This is a genomic window from Bradyrhizobium acaciae (genome assembly GCF_020889785.1).
Lineage (GTDB): Bacteria > Pseudomonadota > Alphaproteobacteria > Rhizobiales > Xanthobacteraceae > Bradyrhizobium > Bradyrhizobium acaciae.
This window is the reverse complement of the sequence record NZ_JACMYK010000024.1, coordinates 20,242-41,399: the sequence shown is the minus strand read 5'-3', so window position 1 is coordinate 41,399 and position 21,158 is coordinate 20,242. Positions and strand designations below refer to the sequence as shown.

Sequence of the window (21,158 nt, the reverse complement as noted above, 5' to 3'; positions counted from 1 at the left end):
TGACCAGGATGAATGCCATGATGAAGATCCTTCGTGCGCGGTTTCTCGCCGCGCGCAGGGCCGCGCGATCTCTGCTGGCCGGCGCCCTTGCGTTGGGTGTGGCCGCGCCGGCCTTCGCCGAGCCGCCGCTTGAGAAGACCGAGATCCGCTATCAAGGCTGGGCCGGGCAGGTGACGTTCACCGAGCTTGCCGAAGACCTCGGCTATCTGGCGCCGCTCAAGCTCAAATGGGTCGGCAACACCATCAGCGGACCCCAGGACATCCAGACCGTCGTCACCGGCGACATCGACATCGGCGGCGCCTTCTATGGCGCCATCATCAAGCTGATCGCGGCGAAGGCACCGATCAAGGCCGTGGTCGGCTATTACGGCTCCGACGCCAACACCTATTACGGCTACTTCGTGAAGGACGACAGCCCGATCAAGACGGCCCGCGACCTGATCGGCAAGAAGGTCGCGGTCAATACCCTTGGCGCCCATCTGGAGTTCGTGCTGCGTGAGTATCTGGCGCGGAACGGCCTCGGCGCCGGCGAGGCGAAGCAGGTGACGTTGGTGGCGGTCCCGCCTGTCACCGGTGAGCAGGCGCTCCGGCAGGGGCAGGTCGAGGTCAGCGCGCTCAGTGGCGTGCTGCGCGACAAGGCGTTGGAGCGCGGTGGGATCCATTCGCTCTTCAACGATACCGATCTGTTCGGCCAGTTCACCGGCGGAGCCTATGTGCTGCGGGACAAGTTCATCAAGGACAATCCGAATACCGCCCGCAAGCTGGTGGAGGGGATATCACGTGCCATCCAGTGGGCGCAGACGACACCGCCGGATGAGGTGCGTGCCCGGTTCGACCGGATCATCGCGGAGCGCAAGCGCAACGAGGATGCTTCATCGATCAAGTACTGGAAGAGCACAGGCGTTGCGTCCAAGGGCGGCGTGATCTCGGATGCCGAGCTGCAGATCTGGATCGACTGGCTGGTGAAGGATGGCCTGCTCAAGCCGGGCCAGATCAAGGCCTCGGACACCTACACCAATGAGTTCAACTATTTCCGTCCCGGGAAGACGGCGGAGGCGCGATGAGCTCGGTCAAGATCAGCTTCGAGAGCGTCCGCAAGGAGTTCGTCACGCGAGGCGAAGGGGGCCGCCCGGCGGGACGTTTCACCGCGCTCGAAGACATGACGTTCGACGTGCGTTCCGGCGAATTCCTGACCCTGGTCGGCCCAAGCGGCTGCGGCAAGTCGACCCTGCTCGATCTGCTCGGCGGGCTCGCGGCGCCGACGAGCGGTCGCATCTTGCTCGATGGGCGCCCGATCGTCGGGCCCGGGCGCGACCGCGGCGTCGTGTTCCAGCAATACGCGTTGTTTCCCTGGCGCACGGCCGCGCAGAACGTCGAGTTTGGGCTCGATATCGCCGGCCTCAAGCCGAAGCAGCGCAGCGACATCGCGCGGCATTTCCTCGACCTGGTGGGTCTGTCCGGTTTTGCCGACCGCTATCCGCATGAGCTCTCCGGTGGCATGAAGCAGCGTGTCGCGATCGCGCGGAGCCTCGCCTATGATCCGGAGGTGCTGCTGATGGACGAGCCGTTCGCTGCGCTCGACGCCCAAACGCGCGAAACGCTGCAGGGCGAGCTGCTCCGGATCTGGCGGGCCACCGGCAAGACGATCATCTTCATCACTCACGGCATCGATGAGGCGGTCGTGCTCGGACAGCGTGTGGCCGTCATGACGTCGCGCCCGGGGCGGATCAAGCAGATTGTCGATATTCCAGAACTCCTGCGCAGCGCAGTCGACGATGTACGCTCGCTGCCGGAATTCGGTCTTGTGCGTCACGAGATCTGGAGCCTGCTTCGCGAGGAAGTGCAGAAAGCGCAGCAGGGGCAACCGACCGGGAGTGCTGACGCGAGCCGTGTCGACCGCAATGTGAAGGAAGTCGCTCATGTCTAGTCTGGAGATGCTGACATTGCTGGAACTCACGCATGGGCGGCGAGACACGTTCACGGGGGTGGATCCTCGACCATCACCGCTCGTGAGCGCGGCTCGCGCCGCGATCCCGGGCTTGACCGCTTTCGGGCGCCGCTCCCTGTTGCTGATCGTTCTGTTGGCCGTCTGGGAGGCTGCTCCGAGGCTTGGCTGGATCGACGCGGTGTTCCTGCCGCCATTCTCCGATGTCATCGCTTCGGGCTGGCAGCTCGCGCAAACCGGCGAACTCTATGACGACGTCTCCGCGAGCCTGCTCCGGGCTCTGAGCGGGTTTCTGCTGTCGGTCGTGTTGTTCGTCCCGCTGGGACTCGCCGTGGGCTGGTACACCCGGCTCGGCGATCTCCTGAACCAGTTCATCGAGATCTGCCGCAATACCGCACCGCTCGCGCTGTTGCCCGTGTTCATCCTGCTGCTCGGCATCGGCGAGCTCTCGAAGATCGCGATGGTGGTCTACAGCTGCGCCTGGCCGTTGCTGCTCAACACCATTGCTGCGGTGAAGCAGGTCGATCCGCTCCTGATCAAGTCGGCACGGACCATGGGGGCGACGCCGCAACAGCTGTTCCGCAAGGTGATCCTCCCGGCGGCGCTGCCGACGATCTTTGTCGGCATTCGCCTCGCCAGCGCCTCGGCCATGCTGGTGCTGGTAGCCTCCGAGATGGTCGGGGCCAAGGCCGGTCTCGGCTATCTCATCATCAACAGCCAGTACAGTTTCCTGATCCCGCAAATGTATTTCGGCATAATCGGGATCACCGTCATCGGGCTGGCATTCAATGTCGTCCTGGAGGCATTGGAGCAGCGCTTGATGCGATGGAAGGCGCCGGTCTCGGAGTGAGGTCGCGGTTCAGCCGCCGCTCGAACTGTTTCGTGCGGTGGCCTGCGTTACAATGCTGTTCGGCGGCACGTCCTTGGTCAGCCAGACATTGCCGCCGATGGTCGATCCACGGCCGATCGTGATCCGGCCGAGAATGGTTGCGCCGGCATAGATCACGACGTCGTCCTCGACGATCGGGTGACGCGCGTCGCCCTTGATCACAAGGCCCTCGTCGTCGGTCGGGAAGTGGCGCGCGCCCAGCGTGACCGCCTGATAGACCCGGACGTTGTTGCCGATGATGGCGGTCTCGCCGATCACGACGCCTGTGCCGTGATCGATGAAGAAACCGGAGCCGATCCGGGCGCCGGGATGAATATCGATGCCGGTCCTGGTGTGAGCGATCTCCGACATCAGGCGAGCCACCAGCCGAGCGCCGATCTGGTAGAGCAGGTGGGCAATGCGATGGTGGATGATGGCAGTCATTCCGGGATAGCCGATCAGGATCTCCGGAAAATTCCGCGCCGCCGGGTCGCCAACGAACGCAGCACGCAGATCGTTGATCAGGAGTCCGCGGACCTGTGGCAGCTGGGTGGCGAAGCCTCGGGTCAGTTCGATCGCCTCCTCGTGGACAAAGCCCGGCTCCAGCTCGTCGCCGACGAACAATGCGCCGCGGTGAATCTGCGCGCTGAGCGAATCAAGTGCCGTGCTCAGCGTGTTGCCGACGAAATAGTCGATGTTCTCGCCGTCGAGGTCAGATTGGCCGTAGTGACGCGGAAACAACGCCTCGGTGAGGCCGTCGAGGATCACCTCGAGCGCGTCGCGCGAGGGCGCACGGCGTGGCTCACCGTCACGCCGGATGCTGTGGGTCTCCTCACGGGACGTGCGCAACTCAGCGACGATGCGGTCCAGCTGCCAGCGGCCCGGTCGTCTGCCGACCGCGCCGGCCAACGCTGCGGGCGAGGGTGGTGGCGTTTCGCGCTTCATGCTGTGCCTTTCCCTGTGTTAGCGGACATGCGCCAAGGGAATGCTGACTTCGGCCAACAGATCGAGATCGGCTTCGTGATCGATCTGGACATACTGTCCGTTCCAGTAGGTGAGCCCGGAAAGCCGATGCGAGACCTCCATGCTGGAGAGGCGGCCGACGATGATGCCATGAGAATGTCGCTCGATGATCTCCTCGACCTGGCATTCGACGACGGCAAGCGACCGCCGCAGCAGCGGCACGCCGGAGGCTCCATACGTCCAGTCGGTCCCTTCGAAGCGCTCCCTGCCCCTGAGCTGGCCATTGCTGAAACGTTCGGCGAGGGCTTGCTGGTCTGAGCCGAGGATGTTGACGCCAAACTGCCGGTGGCGGGCGATCGGTGCGAAGGCCGATGCCTGCCGGTTGATGCTGACCAGCAGCCGGGGCGGGCTCGCACTGAGCGATGTCAGCGAGGTGACCGTCATGCCGGTGATGTTTTCGCCCTGTCCTGCAGTGATGATGCAAACGCCACCTGGGAGGCGGCGCATGACAAGGCGAAACTGCCGCTCGATCTCGTGATCGGCATCGACAAGGTGGATATCCGGCTTGTTCATCGGGGGTCTCCTTCTTGCCGCGCCGGACTGGACCTCGCTAGAAGAAGCCCTTGGCGGGGAGCGGCGTGCCGCTGATCTCGTATTGTCCGATCGAGCGCGTCTTGAAGGTGTTCGGATTGTGCGACGCCAGCGTGCGCGCGTTGCGCCAGTGGCGGTCGAAATTGGTCGCCTTCTTGGTGGCGGAGGCGCCGCCGACGTCGAACAGCAGGCTGCCGCTCCGGATCGCGAATTCATCCGCAACGATCTTCGCCTTGGCCGACAGCAGCGCGGCCCTGTGCGCGGCCTCGACCGCGTTTGTGTCGCCGGCATCGAAGGCGTCGGTGGCGGCATCGAGCGCTTCAGCTGCCGCGAGCACGACCGTTTCGGCGGCGAACGCGCCGCTCGCGATCTGGCCGACGGTCTGCTGCAGCAGCGGATCGTCCACCGGAACCTCGCTCGGCGCATAGTAGAACGTCCGCTTGCGAGCCCGCACCAGGGCGGTGGCGTCGCGCAGCACGGCACGCGCGATGCCGGCGTTGATCGCGGTCAGGAACAGCTGGGCAAACGTGTTGGAGTAGGGAATGCCGTAGCCGGCATCCGGTGCATCGAACACCACCTCCTGCCGCTTGACGCGCACGTTGCGGAAATGCGTGGTGCCGGTCGCTGTCAGCCGCTGCCCGAGACCATCCCAATCGTCGACCAGCTCGATGCCGTCGCGCTTGACCGGAATCAGTACGGCCGCATTGGTCGCGGTTGCATCGGCGGTGCGGACGAGGACATAGTCCGAATACAGCGTGCCGGTGCTGTAGTATTTGGTGCCGTTCAGCAGGTAATCGTCGCCGTCGGCGGTGAGCGTCGTGTTCGGCGTGACGTTGCCGACCTTCGGCGTGTCGAGCTCGGTGGCGGCGAGCCCGATGATCGCGCCGTCGGCGACCGCCTTCTGCCACTGTCTGTGCTGTTCGTCCTTCGGACGGCGCACCAGGCGTTCGACGACGCTGAAATGGTTGCGCAGGATATGTGCGACATTTGCGTCGGCCTCGCCGAGGCGGATGACGATCTCGAACAGGGCGCGGATCGACAGGCCGGCGCCGCCGGCCTCGAGCGGAAGCCGCAGAGCGCCAAGGCGGGCCTTGCGAATGAGGTCGATCTCCGCGAACGGCAGCACGCGCTCGCGTTCACGGTCGCTGGCCCCTTCGGCGATGCGACCGAGCAGCGCGTCGATATCGGGCGCGTGACTGCCGAGGCGGTCGGAGGACTCCAGCGAAGTGACGGATACAGGCTTGTTGATGGATGTCATCCGAATGGCGTTGGTTGATTGGTCGGTTTTTGATCGAGCCGTGCAAGATGGTCGGTGACATTGATCTTGCGCGACATGGTTCTTCGTTCTCTCGAGCGACGGTGCCCGTCGATCGAAGGAGCGCGCAGTTCATGCTTCGCAAACTGTCCCACGATTTGTGCCGAACCGAAATAGAGCGGTATTCCAATTGTCGTTGGGTGCAGAGTTGTTCTGCTTCATGCGCGCGCGTGCGGCGGCAAGGAAAATCTTTTGATGCGTCGCCGCTTGATCTGCCTTCGTGCTTCTCCGAAAAGATCACGGTGGAACGTCAGGGAAATCGGAGAAACGGCATGTCGGCACGACCGCTTCGCTTTGGCATCTGGGCACTGGTCCATGGTTCGCGCGCCGCCTATCAGGATCCGGAGGAGCCGTATGACGCATCGTGGGAGCGCAATCGCGATCTCGTGCTTGCCGCAGAAGCGCTGGGCTACGACTCCACGCTGATTGCGCAGCACACGATCAATCCGCATCAGGAGGATTTCGATCAGCTCGAAGCCTGGAGCGCGGCGGCCGCCGTTGCGGCACTGACGAGCCGCATCGAGATCATCGCGGCCATCAAGCCGTATCTCTATCACCCGGTGGTGCTCGCAAAGCTCGCGCTCGGGATCGAGAACATCAGCCGCGGACGCTTTGCGATCAATCTGGTCAATGCCTGGAACCGGCCCGAGCTCGACAAGGCCGGCATCGGCTTTGCCGAGCACGACGCCCGTTACGCTTATGGCCGGGAGTGGATCACGATCGTCTCGCGCCTGATGCAAGGCGAACGGTTGACCTACAAGGGCGAGCATTTCGACGTCCGCGACTATCTGTTGCGCCCCACGAGCCGCTATCGGCCGCGACCGTTGATCTATGTCGGCGGCGAGTCGGAGCCGGCGCGCGCGCTGGTTGCCGACCATGGCGACGTCTGGTTCATCAACGGGCAGCCGCTTGGGGATGTGGCTGGCCTCATTGCCGACGTCGCTGCGCGGCAGCGGATATCATCGCCACTTCGCTTCGGACTGTCCGCCTTCGTCGTCGCGCGCGAGACGCAGGCCGAGGCGCAAGCTGCCTATGAGCGGTTGCTTGAGTTGTCGCGAAAGGATGCACCGGTGAAGGCGATCCAGCGTCAGAACACCGATCCGAAGGTCGTGATGATGCAGACCATGCAGAAGTCGGAACGGGTCGGCAGCAACGGCGGCACCGCTGCAGGGCTGGTCGGCAGCTATGACGAGGTCGCGGCCCGGATCGGGGCATTCCATGCCGCCGGCATCGAATTGTTCATGCTGCAATTCCAGCCCTTCGAGGCCGAGATGGAGCGCTTTGCGAAAGAGATCATCCCGCGCGTTCGCGCCGCATCACCGGCTGTCGCGAATAGCGCTCCGGCGCTGCTGGCAGGCTCGCGGTAACTGCGTCACGCGGTTGCCGCGGCCTCGATCCGGCGCGCAAAACGGCTCGTCGGCCGCGGTAATCCGAAATGCTCACGCAAGGTGGTGCCGGCATAATCCGCTCGGAACAGGCCGCGTTGCTGCAGGATCGGCACCACGTTGTCGACGAAGACCTCCAATCCCGTCGGCAGCACGTCCGGCATCAGATTGAAGCCGTCGGCGGCGCCTGCCTTGAACCAGGCTTCGATATCGTCGGCGATCTGCTCGGGCGTGCCGACGATGATCCGATGTCCGACCCCGCCGCCGAGTGCTCGCAGCAATTGCCGGACCGTGAGGTTGCCGCGCCGCGCGATGTTCACCGTGCCCTGGAACATGGTGTGGTTGGCGTTGGCCGGCAGCGGCAGCGGATCGGGCAGCGGCTTGTCGAGTTCGAGGATTGCAGCATCGACCTGCAATGTGCCGGCGAGGCGGGCAAGGCTGTACTCGATCGGGACCAGCTCCCACAGCTCATCCTGCCGCCGTTTCGCCTCGGCTTCGGTGCTGCCGATGACGGTGGCAAGGCCCGGCAGGATGACGATGGAGTCGCTGGCGCGGCCGTAAGCTGCGGCGCGAGCGCGCAGATCGCGCGCATAGGCGACGCCTTCCTCGATCGTCTGCGCCAGCGTGAACACGGCTTCGGCCTGCGCCGCGGCAAGGTCGCGGCCGTCGCTCGAGCCGCCGGCCTGAACGGTCACCGGTCTGCCCTGCGGCGAGCGCGGCACATTGAGCGGACCGGCCACGGAGTAATGAGCGCCGCGATGCGCGATCGGATGAACCTTAGCGGTGTCGACAAACCGGGCAGTGGTCTTGTCGCCGACAAAGGCATCGTCCTCCCAGCTGTCCCACAGCGCATGGACGACTTCGGCGAACTCCTTGGCGCGCTCGTAGCGGGCCTTGTGCTCGAGCACGTTGTTGAGGCCGAAATTGCGGCTGGCTGCCGCGTCGGCCGTGGTCACCGCGTTCCAGCCGGCGCGGCCGCCGCTCGCGAGGTCCAGGGTCGCGAAGCGGCGCGCGATATTGTAGGGCTCGTTATAGGTGGTCGAGGCGGTCGCGATCAGCCCGATATGGCTCGTCGCCGCAGCGACCGACGCCAATACGATCGTCGGCTCCATCGACATGAAGGACCGATAGTCGATGCGGTCGGTGATCGCCGGTGTGTCGGCAAGAAAGATCGCATCGAGCTTGCCGCGCTCGGCGATCTCCGCAACGCGCACGTAGTGGCAGACATCGAAGCAGGCGCGCGGATCGCTTTCGGGCAGCCGCCAGGCCGACGCATAGACGCCGGAGTGCAGCAGATTGACATTGAGATGAAGCTGACGATCGGACATGCTTGCCACGCGGTGAAATGAGTTGGTTTTCGAGATATCGCTTGTCGCGTCGCAAGGAAACGAACGGTCGAAGCGTGCATGCAAAAAGAAATATCCGCCTCCACCGCGCGGTTCGCGGGCAAAACTCGTGTTCTGCTTCGGCGTTGAACGAAATGTCCTCCGCGCCGGTGCATAATTATTCTTCCCTTGGCTGCGGCAGGGGAAGCTTCGTCCAAGTCCACGCAAATATCTGAAATTGCCAGAGGCGCCTGCGTGCGTAACGATGTTGCTGCGGCGCATCGCAAGCGATCGGAGCCGTTTGGAGAATCTGGACGATGACAACCAACGATCGACGCGCCGAACAACGACCCGCACCGGGCGGCTCGGTTGAGTTCGACGCTGACGTCCTGGTGATCGGCGGCGGGCCGGCGGGCACGTGGGCTGCGGTGAGCGCCGCGGAGCGTGGCGCGCGGGTCGTGCTCGCCGACAAGGGATTTTGCGGCACGTCAGGCGCCACTGCGGCGGCCGGCACCGGCGTCTGGTATGTCGATCCCGATCCGGCGTTGCGCGAAGCTGCCATGGCCAATCGCGAGAAGCTGGGTGGACATCTGCAGAATCGCCGCTGGATGGCGCGCGTGCTCGACCAGACCTATCAGGACAGCAATCGATTGGCGGCCTGGGGTTACCCTTACCCGGTCGACGACAGCGGCAAGCCGCAGCGCAATTCGTTGCAAGGGCCCGAATACATGCGCCTGATGCGCAAGCGCACCAAGCAGGCCGGCGTCACCATTCTCGATCACAGCCCTGCGCTCGAGCTGTTGGTCGACGATGACGGCGCGGTTGCAGGCGCCAGCGGCGTTCGCCGGCAGAAGCACGATCGTTGGACCGTGCGCGCCAAGGCTGTCGTCATCGCGACCGGCGGCTGCGCCTTCCTGAGCAGGACGCTCGGCTCGAACGTGCTGACCGGCGACGGCTATCTGATGGCCGCGGAGGTCGGTGCCGAGTTCAGCAGCATGGAGTTCTCCAACGCTTACGCGATCTCGCCGGCATTTGGATCGGTGACCAAGACGCTGTTCTACGGCTGGGCAACCTTCAGCTACGAGGACGGCAGTGTCGTTCCCGGTGCGGCATCCAAGGGCGGGCGGTCGGCGATCGCCCGTGCATTGCTGCAGGGGCCGGTGTATGCCCGTCTCGACAAGGCGGATGGCAACGTGCAGCGTGACATGCGGGCATCGCAGCCGAATTTCTTTTTGCCGTTCGATCGCACCGCTATCGACCCCTTCAGGGATCGCTTTCCCGTCACCTTGCGGCTCGAAGGCACCGTGCGCGGCACCGGAGGCCTTCGCATTGTCGACGACAGCTGCGCCACCAGCGTGCCGGGGCTCTACGCTGCCGGCGATGCGGCGACGCGCGAATTGATCTGCGGCGGCTTCACCGGCGGCGGCAGCCACAACGCTGCGTGGGCGATGTCGTCAGGGACCTGGGCCGGATGGGGCGCTGCAGACTTTGCCCGGCAGCTTGGCCCGGCCCGGCAACGACACCTGGCCTCCGCGGGGACCGTTGCGTTCCGAAGCCGGTCGAACCGCCCGCTTGAGCCGGCCGTGCTGGCGAAGGCGGTTCAGGACGAGGTCTATCCGTATGAGCTGAATTACTTCCGGCATGCGTCGCGTCTCGACGGCGCGCTGGCGCGGCTTGATGCGGCGTGGGTCGACGTATCGGCGGCCGACGCGGCGAGCAAGGATGATCTGCTGCGCGCCCGCGAGAGCGCGGCGATGCTCGCGACGTCGCGCTGGATGTATCGCAGCGCGCTGGCGCGTTACGAAAGCCGCGGCATGCATCGCCGCGACGATTATCCGGATCAGGACGACCGGCAACGCCACTACGTGACCAGCGGCGGATTGGACGAGGTCTGGACCGCGGTCCGGCCGCATGCTGACGCCAGCTACGCAGAGGCTGCGGAATGATCGAGGTGATCGACGCCGAACGCTGCACGTCCTGCGACATCTGCGTGAATGTCTGCCCGACCAATGTGTTCGACAAGACGGATGGAATTCCGGTAATCGCCCGCCAGAGCGATTGCCAGACCTGCTTTCTCTGCGAACTCTATTGTCCCGAGGACGCACTTTACGTCGCGCCCCATGCGGATACCCCTTGCCCGACCGACGTAGTCGCGCTACGCGAAACCGCCGCATTGGGCAGTTACCGCCGCGCGGTCGGCTGGACCGACGAGACGCGCGATCTCCGCGGCATCGACCGCAGCTATCTGCTCTTTGGTCATTGAGTTCGGGCTGTGCCCGGCGACCGAAGCCATTTCCCAGTTGGACCGACTGAATGAACGTACATCAATCCCTGACGACGGCGCAGCCTGTCGCGCCGCTGCCGTCGATCTCGCTCGCATCAGGCGCAAGCGATGCCATGATCCGCTTCGAGGGCGTCTCGAAGGTCTATCCGGCCTATCGAGACAAGCCGAGCGTGCATGCCTTGCAGGCGATCGATTTCGCGATCGCGCGCGGCTCCATCACCGGCGTGATCGGCCGTTCCGGCGCCGGCAAATCGAGCCTGGTCCGCCTCATCAACGGGCTTGAGAAGCCGTCGAGCGGTCGCGTCGTCGTCGACGGTCGTGAGATCTCCGCGCTGGCCGGCCGCGAGCTGCGCCTGGCGCAACGGTCGATCGGCATGATCTTCCAGCATTTCAACCTGCTGTCGTCGCGAACGGCGGCGGACAATATCGCGCTGCCGCTCGAAATCGCCGGCTGGTCCAGGGCTGACATTGCCGTTCGGGTCGAGGAGTTACTCGCGCTCGTCGGCATCGCCGACAAATACGATCGTTATCCCTCCGAATTGTCCGGCGGCCAGAAGCAGCGGATCGGCATTGCGCGCGCGCTGGCGACGCGGCCGAACGTGCTGCTGTCCGACGAGGCGACCTCGGCGCTCGATCCGCAGACCACGCGCGCGATCCTGGACCTTCTGGCCAACATCAATCGCGAGCTCGGTGTCACGATCGTGCTGATCACCCACGAGATGTCGGTTGTCCGCCAGCTCGCCAAGGAGGTCGCGGTGATCGACGGTGGCCATGTCGTCGAACGCGGTCATGTCGCCGACATCTTCACGCATCCCCGGCATGCGGTCACGCAGGCCTTCCTGTCCGAGGTGATCGGGGACAGCGTTCCGGTCTCGCTGGCAAGCCGCATTTCGCTGCAGCCGGTTGCCGGTGGGAAGGCGGTGCTTCGCGTGCAGGTGCGAGGCACCGAAGCCGGCGACACGGTGGTGGCGCGGCTGTCGCGCGAGCTGTCCCACGATGTGGCGTTGCTGTCGGCGCGGATCGACGAGATCGGCGGCCAGCATGTCGGCTCGCTGATCCTGGGCATTCCCGGCGGCGAAGCTGCAGCCGGGCAAGCCCTGGCCTATCTGTCTCAGCATGACATTCTGGTGGAGCGTCTCGGCTATGTCGCGTGAACTCATCAACCTGATCGTTCAGGCCACCGGCGAGAGCCTGTTCATGGTCTCGGTCGCAGCCCTGGTTGCGACCGTGTTGGGCCTGCCGCTCGGGATCTTCCTGGCCACCAGCCGCAAGGGTGAGTTGTTCGCCGCACCGCCGGCCAACGGCATTCTCGGCGTGATCGTCAATGCTGCGCGCTCGACGCCGTTCATCATCCTGGTCGTCGCGATCATTCCGTTCACGCGCCTGATCGCCGGCACCTCGATCGGCTCGGGCGCAGCCATCGTGCCGCTCACGATCGCGGCGACGCCGTTCATCGCCCGCCTGGTCGAGGCCGCGATCCGCGAGGTTGACGCCGGCCTGATCGAGACGGCATCCTCGTTCGGTGCGAGCCCGCTGCAGATCGTGTTCAAGGTCCTGATCCCGGAGGCATTGCCGGGCCTGGTGCTCGCCTTGACGCTCGCGGTGGTCAGCCTGCTCGGCTACTCCGCGATGGTCGGGGCGGTCGGCGGCGGAGGTCTCGGCGATCTCGGCATTCGCTACGGCTATCAGCGCTTCATGCCCGAAATGATGCTGGCCGTCGTCGTCGTTCTGATCGCGCTGGTCCAGACCGTGCAGACGGCCGGCGACTATCTGGCGCGCCGGGTCAATCGCCGCCTGCGCAATCGCTGACCCCATAGTCATTCTTATTCCACGGAGACCAAGATGTTGTTTCGATCCTTTCTCGCGCTAACGAGCATTGTTGCGATCTGGTCGACCGGAGTTGCGGCTGAAATGATCAAGATCGGGGTTACGCCCGGGCCGCATGCGCAAATCCTCGAGGCGGTGAAGCCGATCGCGGCCAAGAGCGGGCTCGATCTCCAGCTGATCGAGTTCTCGGACTATGTCGTGCCCAACGCCGCGCTCGACGCCGGCGACATCCAGGCCAATTCCTTTCAGAACCAGCCCTATCTGGACAACCAGAAAGCCGATCGCGGCTACAAGATCGAGCAGGTGGGACTGACTGTCAATTTCCCGATCGGCATCTATTCACGCAAGCACAAGAGCTGGACGGACCTCCCTGACGGAGCCAAGGTCTCGATCCCGAACGATCCCACGAACGGCGGCCGCGCGCTGCTCCTGCTGCGCGACAAGGGCGCAATCAAGCTGAAGAGCGACGTCGGATTCAAGCCGACTGTTATCGACATCACTGACAATCCCAAGAAGCTGAAATTCATCGAGGTCGATGCTGCCCAGGCGCCCCGCGCGCTCGACGACGTCGATGCTGCGGTCATCAACACGAACTATGCGACGCAAGCCGGCCTTGATCCGGTCAAGGATCCGATCCTGCGCGAGGATCCGAAGGGGCCATACGTCAATCTGATCGCGGTTCGCTCCGCCGACAAGGACAAGCCTTGGGTCAAGATCCTGGTCGATAGTTACCACTCGCCCGAGATCAAGGAATTCGTCCTGACCAAGTTCAAGGGCGCGGTGTTGCCGAGCTGGTAATCACCGATTCAACTGCCGAGGAAAGATTGATGCGTATCCTGATGACCGCGCTTGCCGTCGTCGTGCTTTTGACCGGCGCGGCCAGGGCCGAGACCGTCCGCGTCGGCGTCACGGCTGGACCCCATGCCGAAATCCTTGATGTCGTGAAGAAGGTTGCCGCCGGCCGCGGGCTCGACATCAAGGTGGTCGAATTCACCGACTATGTGATCCCGAACCAGGCGCTCGCGCTCGGGGATCTCGAGGCCAATTCGTTCCAGCACGAGCCCTACCTGAAGAACCAGCTGTCGAAGACCGGCTGGAAGATCGTCAAGGTCGCCAGCACGATTGCCTCGCCGCAGGGCGTCTACTCCTTGAAGTACAAGAAGCTGGCCGATCTTCCGGATGGCGCACGGGTAGCGATTGCCAACGATCCGTCCAACGGCGCGCGCGGCCTGATGATCCTGGCGCTGCACGGCGTGATCAAATTGAAGGATCCGAATAACGTCGCTTCGACGATCGCCGACATCACTGACAATCCGAAGAAGCTGCGTTTCGTCGAGCTCGATGCCGCGCAGCTGCCGCGCTCACTGCAGGACGTCGACCTGGTCTCGATCAACAACAACTATGCGGTTCAGGCCGGGCTCAATCCCGCCACCGATGCAATCGCGCGTGAGGCGGCCGATGGTCCCTGGGTCAACATCCTTGCCGTGCGTGAAGAGGACAAGGACAAGCCCTGGGTCAAGCAGCTGGCTGACGCTTATCGTTCCGACGAGGTGAAGGCGTTCCTCGAGAAGCGCTTCAAGGGCACCTATATCGCGACCTGGTGACGGGCTGATCGTCCATCACCGATGAGGTCCGCAATTCAGTCTATTCGGCGGCCTCAGCACGCGCTGTTGACGGGGCGCGGCGGAAGTCGGCGCCGGGATGTGTGGCTTCAAGATGGGGGCCGCGGCCGGGAAACAGCTTTTCACGCAGCGTGCCTTCGCGATAGGCGGTCTTGTAGACGCCGCGTGATTGCAGTTCCGGAACGACCAGGTCGACGAATGAGGTCAGCGATTCCGGCGCGACCAGGCGGAACAGGTTGAAGCCGTCCACATCGGTTTCATCGACCCAGGCAATCAGCTCATCGGCCACATCCTGGGGCGAGCCGACCACGAACGGCGAGCGCGCGCCAACCCGGCTCAGGGTGGCGAGGTCGCCGACCTTGACCGGCCGGTCGCTGCGCACCGTGAAATTCTCGACCATCGACTGGATCGCGTTGCTCTCGACATACTGCACCGCGTGGTCGGGGCGATAGTTCGAGAAGTCGATGCCGGTCCATCCCGACAGCAGGGCGAGCTGGCCGGCCTGATCGACATGCGCCGCGTACTCCTCGAGCAGGTCGTTGGCTTCGGCGCGCGTCGGCGCAACGATCACGGTCGCGCCGGCGAACAGACGGATGTCGTAGGGATCGCGTCCGAAGTCCCGGGCGGCCTCCCTGATCTCGCGCACGGCGCGGGCCAGGATCGGCTTGGTCTGGCCGTTGAGGAAGATCGCTTCCGCATGCCTGGCCGCGAAGGTGCGCCCGCGCTTTGAGGTTCCTGCCTGATACAACAGCGGTGTGCGCTGTGGTGACGGCTCGGCTAGGTGGATGCCGTCGACCTGGTAGTGGCGTCCCTGATGCCGCACCGGATGGATCTTTGCCGGATCCGTGAAGATGCGCGCGGCCCGGTCGCGGCGGACCGCGCCGTCCTCCCAGCTGCCTTCCCAGAGCTTGTAGGTCGCAGTGAGAAACTCCTCGGCCGCCTCATAGCGCTCATCATGCGCGCGGTTAACCGTAAGACCCATGCCGCGGGCACCGCTGTCGAGGTAGCCGGTGACGATGTTCCAGCCGATCCGGCCGCCAGAAAGGTGATCGAGCGTCGAGAAGCGGCGGGCGAGCTGGTAAGGATGTTCGTAGGTGAGGTTGGACGTGATGCCGAAGCCGAGATGTTTCGTCACGTGTGCCATGGCGGAGACCAGCAGGGTCGGCTCGGCGTTCGGCAGCTGAACGGCATGACGCAGTGCGGTCTCGGGGCTATCGCCGTAGACGTCATAGATACCGAAGACGTCGGCCAGGAAGATGCCGTCGAGCAGGCCGCGTTCGGCCGTCCGGGCGTAGTCCACCCAGTAGTCGAGCGTGTTGTAGTTTAGCGACGTGTCGCGCGGATGCGACCACAGGCCGGCCCAGTTGTGGCTCGGCGCCATCATGTTGAACGCATTGAAGCGAAGTTCTTTCGGTCTGGTCATCGCGCACTTCCGACAGTTGAGGACTGCAAGGTGATTTATCACGTCACCTGCGCGGCGTTATTTTCTATTCGGCGAGGCAAGATCAAATTCGTGCTCCGACTCTGTTCCGGCGCAGCAGAGATTGGTTCGTTCGACGTCGTCGCACTGTTCGGAATGACTGTTGTGTCCGGCATCGTGCGGTGATTTGCGAAATCGATCGGCCGGAAGCTGGTCGTGCCGCTGATCCACCGCGCGCGCTGGGGCAGCGAAACAAATGCTACGCGATCGGTGCATGGGCTGAAAATTAGCGACGCCATCAGATGCACCGCCAGCACGCTCATTGCTATTTTCTTCGATGTCTCGACAGCCGCGGACGCTGCTGCGCATCATTCGTTGCCTTTGATGCTCGTCCACGGATTTCAGGAGATTTGGAAATGCCGATCGAAAGCAAGAATGTCGAGACGCTCGCCTTGCATGGCGGTTCGTACCGGTTCGACCCGGCGACCGGTGCCGTGGCGGTTCCGATCTATCAGACGACGTCCTACCAGTTCGAGAGCACCGATCACGCATCGCGGCTGTTCGCTCTGGAAGCGCTCGGGCAGATCTACACCAGGATCAAGAACCCGACGGCTGACGCATTCGAGGAGCGCTTGGCCGCACTCGAGGGTGGCGTTGCTGCGCTGGCCGTGGCGTCGGGCCAGTCGGCGACGGCCTATGCGATCTTCAACATCGCGCAAGCCGGCGACAACATCGTCTCGTCGACCGATCTTTACGGCGGCACCTGGACGTTGCTGTCGCAGACGCTGAAGCAATTCGGCATCGAGGTTCGCTTTGTCGATCCGGCCGATCCGGAGAATTTCCGCCGTGCGACCGACACCAAGACCCGGGCCTACTTTGCCGAGACCTTGCCGAATCCCAAGCTCAACGTGTTCCCGATCCGGGAGGTTGCAGATATCGGGCGTTCGCTCGGCGTGCCGCTCATTCTCGACAACACAGCCGTGCCGCTCATCGCGCGCCCGTTCGACCATGGTGCTGCGATCGTCGTCTATTCCGCCACGAAATATATCGGCGGCCACGGCACCTCGATCGGCGGTGCGATCGTCGACGGCGGCAATTTCGACTGGGCCGCGCATGCCGAGCGTTTCCCGCTGCTGACGCAGCCGGACGATGCCTATCACGGCGCGATCTGGACCGAGGCCGCCAAGCCGCTCGGCCCGATCGCCTACATCCTGCGCGCGCGTGTCAAGCTGCTGCGCGATCTCGGTGCCGCGATCGCGCCGCAGAACGCATTCCAGTTCATCCAGGGGCTGGAGACGCTGCCGCTGCGGCTGCGCCAGCACAATGAGAACGCGATCAAGGTCGCGAATTTCCTGGCACGGCATCCCGCCGTCTCGCATGTGATCTTCCCCGGATTGCAAAGCGGTGAGAACCGGCGCCGTGCCGATCTGTATCTCAACGGTGGCTATGGCGCGCTGGTCGGTTTCGAGCTGAAGGGCGGCGTCGAAGCCGGCCGTCGCTTCATCGATGCGCTGAAACTGTTCTATCACGTCGCCAATATCGGCGATGCGCGGTCGCTGGCGATCCACCCGGCGTCGACCACCCATCAGCAGCTGAGCTCCGCGGAGCAGCTCGCGGCAGGCGTGACGCCGGGCTATGTGCGGCTCTCGGTCGGCATCGAGCATCCCGACGACATCCTCGCCGACCTCACCCAGGCATTGGCCCAGGCCGAGGCAAGCGGTAGCGGCCGCAAGGCCGCCTGATCGATCACCGAAAGACGGAGTTGGAACCGAGACCATGAAGACATTATTGCGCCTGGCACAGGCAGCCGGTGTGCTGCTTGCGATGACAGCGGCCGCCGTCGCGGACGAACCTCTCAAGATCGCGACCAGCGCCGGACCGGTCGGTCAGCTGGCGGCGTTTGCCGCCAAGCTCGCCAAGGACAAGGGCCAGGACGTCAAGATCGTCGAGCTATCGGATTGGGTCGCGTTGAACGAGGTGGTCAACAGCGGCGACGTCGACGCCAATCTGTTCCAGCACGGCACCTATCTCGCGATCCAGAACAAGCAGCGCGGCTTCAACCTGATCCAGGTCGACAAGGTCGGCGTGATCGCGCCGGTCGGGCTGTTCTCGAAAAAGATCAAGTCGCTCGACGAGATCAAGTCCGGCGACAGCGTGGCGATCCCGAACGAACCGCTCAACGGCGCGCGTGGATTGATCCTGCTCGAACGCGCCGGGTTGATCAAGCTGGCGCCGGGCAAGGGCTTCGCGGTCAGCCGGTTCGACGTCATCGACAATCCCAAGAACTTGAAGATCGTCGAGCTCGATCCGGCGCAGACCTACCGGTCGCTCGACGACGTCACGCTTGCGCTGGTCAATATCACCTATCTGATCCCGGCCGGCGGCGATCCCAAGTCGGCGTTGCTGATCGACCGCACGGTCGATGACGGCCTCGTGCTGCGCTTCACCGCGCGGCCGGACAAGAAGGATGATCCGCGCCTGAAGGCCTTCATCCAGGTCTTCAACTCGCCGGAGGTCAAGCACTTCATCGAGGAGAAGCTGCCGGCGTTCATCCCGGCGGGCTTTAACAGCTAAAGGCATGTGAGGCGGGCGACCCGGCCCTCAATGCGCTTGGCATTGGGGGCCTTCGTTCGTCCTGGCGCGACTTGGCGACAGAGGCGCCATTCCAACTCAGCCATGGAATTGTTCGACCGGATGGTCAATAAATGGCGGTTCGGACGCGGCCCGTCGGCAGGGCGGTGGTTCCAGAACTTTCACGGCCGACTGGTGGAAACGGAAAGACATGGCCCGATCGCGCGCCAAGGACTATGACGACAAGCGCCTCTCCATGCTGCATCGCTCGGCCGAGTTGTTCGCCGCCTCGGGATATGTCGGCACTTCGATGAACACCATCGCTGATGCGTGCGGGGTCTCGAAGGCGTTGCTGTATCACTACTATCCCGACAAGGAAGCGATCCTGTTCGATCTCCTGTCGTCGCATCTCGAAAAGCTGGTGGCGGCGGTTCGCAAGGCGAGTGCCTCGACCGGCGATCCGGTCGAGTGCTTCAGGACGATCGTTGCGACCCTGCTCGAGCTATACCGGCACGCCGACGCCGAGCATCAGGTCCAGATCTCAAGCCTCAAGCTGTTGCCGAAGGACAAGCAGCAGCCGTTGCTTGCGAGCGAGCGGATCCTGGTCGGGATCATGGCGGATGCGCTCGCCGCGGCGGTGCCGGCTGCGAAACGGAAGCGCGTTCTCAAGCCGCTGACGATGAGCGTCTTCGGCATGCTGAACTGGCATTACATGTGGTTCCGTGAGGGCGGACCGATGACCCGCGCCGAATATGCCGACTTCGTCGCGCAGCTGGTGTTGGCCGGTGCCGAGGGCGCGGCCGTCATACGGCCGCGCAGCAAGGCGAAATCGGCCGGCGGAGCCGGCAGGCCGAGTTGCTCTGAAGCGGGCCACTAGAGCACGATGACATCGTCATCGCGCTTTGCTCGTTCTCCGAGCATCATCTCTTGGAGAAGCCGCTCGCAGGTTTCCGGATCATGCCTACGTCCGCATCGCATTCATGGTCAGCAGCTCGTAGGTCGCCGCGGTCTCGCCGGTGCCGGTCGTGATCTCGACGTCCCAGCGCACTTCGCCGTACTGCTTGTTGCGCGGCGTCTTCTCCTTCGCGGTCAGCCGCACCTGGATCTGTTCGCCCGGCTGGACCGGTTTGACGAAGCGCAGCGAGTCGAGGCCGTAGTTCGCCAGCACCGGTCCGTAGTCGGGATCGACGAACAAGCCGGCCGCGAACGACAGCAGCAGATAGCCATGCGCCACGCGGCCCGGGAAGAACGGATGCCCCTTGGTCGCTTCCTCGTCCATATGGGCGTAGAAAGTGTCGCCGGTGAAGTGCGCGAAATGCTCGATGTCGTCGAGCGTGATCTGCCGCGACTTCGAGACCAGCGTGCGCCCGATCTCGAGATCGTCGTAGTGATAGCGGAACGGGTGCAGGTCGCCCTCGAGCACCGGGCTGCCTTTGAACCAGCGGCCGGTGACGCCGCTCAGCATGCGAGGCGAGCCCTGCAAGGCGGTGCGCTGCATGTAGTGCTGGAGGCTGCGGATGCCGCCGAGTTCCTCGCCGCCGCCGGCGCGGCCCGGGCCGCCATGAACCATCTGCGGCATCGGCGAGCCGTGTCCGGTGTGCTCGGTCGCGCAATCGCGATCGATGATCGCGACACGGCCGTGAAAACTGCCGATGCCGAAGGTGAGCTCGGTCGCGGTCGGGATGTCGTGGGTGTAGACCGATGCCACGAGGCTGCCGCCACCGCGATTGGTCAACGCGATGGCCTGATCCAGATCGTCATAGCCCATCACGGTGCAGACCGGCCCGAACGCCTCGATCTCGTGCACCGCGGTTGCGGCGAGCGGCTTCGCGCAATGCAGCAGCAGCGGCGGCACGAAGGCACCGCGCTTGGCGTCGGCATCGACGAGCGGGACGTTGTCGGGATCGCCGGCCACCAGTTCAGCCTCGGCGCGAAGCCGGGCCACATGGGCAAGCACGTCGCTGCGCTGGGCGAGCCCAACCAGCGGTCCCATCCTGACCTTGTCGTTCGCAGGATTGCCGATCGTAACCTTTGCGAGACGGTCGCGCAGCGCCGTGATGACGGCATCGAGTTGCGCTGATGGCGCCAGCGCACGGCGGATCGCGGTGCATTTCTGGCCCGCCTTGACCGTCATTTCCTTCGCGACCTCCTTGATGAAGAGGTCGAACTCAGGGCTTCCCGGCACGGCGTCCGGTGCGAGAATCGCCGCGTTGAGCGAATCCCGCTCGGCGATAAACCGGACAGCCTCGCGCGCGATGACCGGATGCCGTTGCAGCTTTTGCGAGGTGTCGGCCGAGCCCGTAAAGGACACCACGTCCTGGCAGGTGAGATGGTCGAACAGATCGCCGGTCGAGCCGACGATGAATTGCAGGACGCCTTCCGGCAGCACGCCGGATTCGGTGATCATCCGCACCAGTTCGTAGGCGACATAGGATGTGACCGTCGCAGGCTTGGTGACGACGGGAACGCCGGCGAGCAGCGCGGGCGCCAGCTTCTCCAGCATGCCCCAGCACGGAAAGTTGAACGCGTTGATGTGCACGCCGATGCCGTGCAACGGCGTGACGATGTGCTGGCCGGCGAACGCGCCGCCCTTGGATAACCCCTCGACATTGCCGTCCAGCAGGAATTTGGTGTTCGGAAGCTCGCGGCGGCCCTTGCTGGCATAGGCAAACAACGTGCCGATGCCGCCATCGACGTCGATCATCGCATCGGTGCGGGTTGCTCCCGCATGGAATGACAGTTTGTAGAGCCGGTCCTTGTGCTGGCTCAGAGTGTCGGCCAGCGTCTTCAGCAGGCCCGCGCGCTGGTGGAACGACAGTTTTCGGAGATTCTGGCCGCCAACGGTGCGGCCGTAGGCGAGGATCTCACGCATGGCGAGATCACTCCTGGTCGTGAGCGCCACGACGTCGCCGGTCACCGCACTGCGAATCTCGGCCGCAGGCTCGCCGACGCCGCTCCACTTCCCGCGGACGAAGCTGTCGAGTTTCATGACTGTGTCCGCGGTCTGCGCGCCGCCGGATTGAGGCTGTGTCATCGAAATTG

20 protein-coding genes are annotated in these 21,158 nt (G+C 64.2%); 13 read left to right on the top strand and 7 right to left on the bottom strand.

Features of this window, described 5'->3' with window-relative positions; all coding sequences use genetic code 11:
- Positions 1–17 precede the first annotated feature (17 nt).
- The 3 genes from H8A92_RS12990 to H8A92_RS12980 all read left to right on the top strand — a co-directional run bounded on the left by H8A92_RS12990 (position 18) and on the right by H8A92_RS12980 (position 2,795).
- Positions 18–1,064: an ABC transporter substrate-binding protein gene (locus H8A92_RS12990; RefSeq protein WP_229196172.1), complete on the top strand. Its 1,047-nt coding sequence runs from the start codon at positions 18–20 to the stop codon at positions 1,062–1,064.
- Entirely contained in the window at positions 1,061–1,927 is an 867-nt protein-coding gene (locus tag H8A92_RS12985) for an ABC transporter ATP-binding protein (RefSeq protein WP_229196171.1), read from the top strand. The genes H8A92_RS12990 and H8A92_RS12985 overlap by 4 nt, the downstream gene beginning before the upstream one ends.
- Before the next feature lie 82 nt (positions 1,928–2,009).
- Complete coding sequence (locus tag H8A92_RS12980; protein WP_229196170.1) at positions 2,010–2,795, top strand: ABC transporter permease; 786 nt, start codon at positions 2,010–2,012, stop codon at positions 2,793–2,795.
- A 9-nt stretch (positions 2,796–2,804) separates the two neighbouring features.
- Here the strand turns inward: H8A92_RS12980 and epsC are convergent, their stop codons facing one another.
- The 3 genes from epsC to H8A92_RS12965 are packed head-to-tail and all read right to left on the bottom strand — an operon-like array spanning position 2,805 to position 5,616.
- Positions 2,805–3,758, bottom strand: a complete 954-nt coding sequence (gene epsC / locus H8A92_RS12975) for a serine O-acetyltransferase EpsC (protein ID WP_229196169.1) — start codon at positions 3,756–3,758, stop codon at positions 2,805–2,807.
- A gap of 18 nt (positions 3,759–3,776) precedes the next feature.
- Positions 3,777–4,349, bottom strand: coding sequence for a flavin reductase family protein (locus H8A92_RS12970; RefSeq protein WP_229196168.1), 573 nt, complete (start codon positions 4,347–4,349; stop codon positions 3,777–3,779).
- A 37-nt stretch (positions 4,350–4,386) separates the two neighbouring features.
- Complete coding sequence (locus H8A92_RS12965) at positions 4,387–5,616, bottom strand: acyl-CoA dehydrogenase family protein (RefSeq protein WP_420831319.1); 1,230 nt, start codon at positions 5,614–5,616, stop codon at positions 4,387–4,389.
- Positions 5,617–5,954: 338 nt separating this feature from the next.
- Between H8A92_RS12965 and H8A92_RS12960 the strand changes: the two genes are divergently transcribed.
- Positions 5,955–7,049, top strand: coding sequence for an LLM class flavin-dependent oxidoreductase (locus tag H8A92_RS12960; RefSeq protein WP_229196166.1), 1,095 nt, complete (start codon positions 5,955–5,957; stop codon positions 7,047–7,049).
- Positions 7,050–7,054: 5 nt separating this feature from the next.
- On the opposite strand, the gene H8A92_RS12955 is transcribed toward H8A92_RS12960, so the two are convergent.
- The gene (locus H8A92_RS12955) at positions 7,055–8,395 is read right to left on the bottom strand and encodes an LLM class flavin-dependent oxidoreductase (RefSeq protein ID WP_229196165.1); all 1,341 of its coding nucleotides are present in this window, start codon (positions 8,393–8,395) and stop codon (positions 7,055–7,057) included.
- Between the two features lie 314 nt (positions 8,396–8,709).
- On the opposite strand from H8A92_RS12955, the gene H8A92_RS12950 reads away from it, so the two are divergent.
- From H8A92_RS12950 to H8A92_RS12925, 6 genes are read left to right on the top strand one after another with little or no spacing between them, the layout of a single operon-like run.
- Positions 8,710–10,338, top strand: coding sequence for an FAD-dependent oxidoreductase (locus H8A92_RS12950; RefSeq protein WP_229196164.1), 1,629 nt, complete (start codon positions 8,710–8,712; stop codon positions 10,336–10,338).
- Positions 10,335–10,655 carry a 4Fe-4S dicluster domain-containing protein gene (locus tag H8A92_RS12945; RefSeq protein ID WP_229196163.1) on the top strand — a complete coding sequence of 107 codons (321 nt, stop codon included), beginning with the start codon at positions 10,335–10,337 and terminating at the stop codon, positions 10,653–10,655. Before H8A92_RS12950 ends, H8A92_RS12945 begins: the two co-directional genes overlap by 4 nt.
- A gap of 50 nt (positions 10,656–10,705) precedes the next feature.
- On the top strand, positions 10,706–11,830 hold the full coding sequence (locus H8A92_RS12940; RefSeq protein ID WP_229196162.1) for a methionine ABC transporter ATP-binding protein: 1,125 nt from the start codon (positions 10,706–10,708) through the stop codon (positions 11,828–11,830).
- Complete coding sequence (locus H8A92_RS12935; RefSeq protein WP_163157073.1) at positions 11,820–12,485, top strand: methionine ABC transporter permease; 666 nt, start codon at positions 11,820–11,822, stop codon at positions 12,483–12,485. Before H8A92_RS12940 ends, H8A92_RS12935 begins: the two co-directional genes overlap by 11 nt.
- 33 nt (positions 12,486–12,518) lie before the next feature.
- The gene (locus H8A92_RS12930) at positions 12,519–13,301 is read left to right on the top strand and encodes a MetQ/NlpA family ABC transporter substrate-binding protein (protein WP_229196161.1); all 783 of its coding nucleotides are present in this window, start codon (positions 12,519–12,521) and stop codon (positions 13,299–13,301) included.
- Between the two features lie 29 nt (positions 13,302–13,330).
- The gene (locus tag H8A92_RS12925; protein ID WP_229196160.1) at positions 13,331–14,107 is read left to right on the top strand and encodes a MetQ/NlpA family ABC transporter substrate-binding protein; all 777 of its coding nucleotides are present in this window, start codon (positions 13,331–13,333) and stop codon (positions 14,105–14,107) included.
- A 40-nt stretch (positions 14,108–14,147) separates the two neighbouring features.
- Here the strand turns inward: H8A92_RS12925 and H8A92_RS12920 are convergent, their stop codons facing one another.
- The gene (locus H8A92_RS12920) at positions 14,148–15,548 is read right to left on the bottom strand and encodes an LLM class flavin-dependent oxidoreductase (RefSeq protein WP_229196159.1); all 1,401 of its coding nucleotides are present in this window, start codon (positions 15,546–15,548) and stop codon (positions 14,148–14,150) included.
- 38 nt (positions 15,549–15,586) lie between these two features.
- The gene (locus H8A92_RS12915) at positions 15,587–15,868 is read right to left on the bottom strand and encodes a hypothetical protein (protein WP_229196158.1); all 282 of its coding nucleotides are present in this window, start codon (positions 15,866–15,868) and stop codon (positions 15,587–15,589) included.
- Positions 15,869–15,961: 93 nt separating this feature from the next.
- Between H8A92_RS12915 and H8A92_RS12910 the strand changes: the two genes are divergently transcribed.
- From H8A92_RS12910 to H8A92_RS12900, 3 genes are all read left to right on the top strand, one after another.
- On the top strand, positions 15,962–17,287 hold the full coding sequence (locus H8A92_RS12910) for an O-acetylhomoserine aminocarboxypropyltransferase/cysteine synthase family protein (RefSeq protein WP_229196157.1): 1,326 nt from the start codon (positions 15,962–15,964) through the stop codon (positions 17,285–17,287).
- A 34-nt stretch (positions 17,288–17,321) separates the two neighbouring features.
- On the top strand, positions 17,322–18,119 hold the full coding sequence (locus tag H8A92_RS12905) for a MetQ/NlpA family ABC transporter substrate-binding protein (protein WP_229196156.1): 798 nt from the start codon (positions 17,322–17,324) through the stop codon (positions 18,117–18,119).
- A 208-nt stretch (positions 18,120–18,327) separates the two neighbouring features.
- On the top strand, positions 18,328–18,993 hold the full coding sequence (locus H8A92_RS12900) for a TetR/AcrR family transcriptional regulator (protein ID WP_229196155.1): 666 nt from the start codon (positions 18,328–18,330) through the stop codon (positions 18,991–18,993).
- 84 nt (positions 18,994–19,077) lie between these two features.
- Here the strand turns inward: H8A92_RS12900 and paaZ are convergent, their stop codons facing one another.
- The gene (paaZ, locus tag H8A92_RS12895; protein WP_229196154.1) at positions 19,078–21,105 is read right to left on the bottom strand and encodes a phenylacetic acid degradation bifunctional protein PaaZ; all 2,028 of its coding nucleotides are present in this window, start codon (positions 21,103–21,105) and stop codon (positions 19,078–19,080) included.
- Positions 21,106–21,158 lie beyond the last annotated feature (53 nt).

Excerpts from the sequence above, each read along its gene's own strand:
- H8A92_RS12990 (WP_229196172.1), top strand. The coding sequence starts at position 18 with ATGATGAAGATCCTTCGTGCGCGGTTTCTCGCCGCGCGCAGGGCCGCG.
- H8A92_RS12985 (WP_229196171.1), top strand. The coding sequence starts at position 1,061 with ATGAGCTCGGTCAAGATCAGCTTCGAGAGCGTCCGCAAGGAGTTCGTC.
- epsC (WP_229196169.1), bottom strand. The coding sequence starts at position 3,758 with ATGAAGCGCGAAACGCCACCACCCTCGCCCGCAGCGTTGGCCGGCGCG.
- H8A92_RS12970 (WP_229196168.1), bottom strand. The coding sequence starts at position 4,349 with ATGAACAAGCCGGATATCCACCTTGTCGATGCCGATCACGAGATCGAG.
- H8A92_RS12960 (WP_229196166.1), top strand. The coding sequence starts at position 5,955 with ATGTCGGCACGACCGCTTCGCTTTGGCATCTGGGCACTGGTCCATGGT.
- H8A92_RS12955 (WP_229196165.1), bottom strand. The coding sequence starts at position 8,395 with ATGTCCGATCGTCAGCTTCATCTCAATGTCAATCTGCTGCACTCCGGC.
- H8A92_RS12950 (WP_229196164.1), top strand. The coding sequence starts at position 8,710 with ATGACAACCAACGATCGACGCGCCGAACAACGACCCGCACCGGGCGGC.
- H8A92_RS12945 (WP_229196163.1), top strand. The coding sequence starts at position 10,335 with ATGATCGAGGTGATCGACGCCGAACGCTGCACGTCCTGCGACATCTGC.
- H8A92_RS12940 (WP_229196162.1), top strand. The coding sequence starts at position 10,706 with ATGAACGTACATCAATCCCTGACGACGGCGCAGCCTGTCGCGCCGCTG.
- H8A92_RS12935 (WP_163157073.1), top strand. The coding sequence starts at position 11,820 with ATGTCGCGTGAACTCATCAACCTGATCGTTCAGGCCACCGGCGAGAGC.
- H8A92_RS12930 (WP_229196161.1), top strand. The coding sequence starts at position 12,519 with ATGTTGTTTCGATCCTTTCTCGCGCTAACGAGCATTGTTGCGATCTGG.
- H8A92_RS12925 (WP_229196160.1), top strand. The coding sequence starts at position 13,331 with ATGCGTATCCTGATGACCGCGCTTGCCGTCGTCGTGCTTTTGACCGGC.
- H8A92_RS12920 (WP_229196159.1), bottom strand. The coding sequence starts at position 15,548 with ATGACCAGACCGAAAGAACTTCGCTTCAATGCGTTCAACATGATGGCG.
- H8A92_RS12915 (WP_229196158.1), bottom strand. The coding sequence starts at position 15,868 with ATGAGCGTGCTGGCGGTGCATCTGATGGCGTCGCTAATTTTCAGCCCA.
- H8A92_RS12910 (WP_229196157.1), top strand. The coding sequence starts at position 15,962 with ATGCCGATCGAAAGCAAGAATGTCGAGACGCTCGCCTTGCATGGCGGT.
- H8A92_RS12905 (WP_229196156.1), top strand. The coding sequence starts at position 17,322 with ATGAAGACATTATTGCGCCTGGCACAGGCAGCCGGTGTGCTGCTTGCG.
- H8A92_RS12900 (WP_229196155.1), top strand. The coding sequence starts at position 18,328 with ATGGCCCGATCGCGCGCCAAGGACTATGACGACAAGCGCCTCTCCATG.
- paaZ (WP_229196154.1), bottom strand. The coding sequence starts at position 21,105 with ATGAAACTCGACAGCTTCGTCCGCGGGAAGTGGAGCGGCGTCGGCGAG.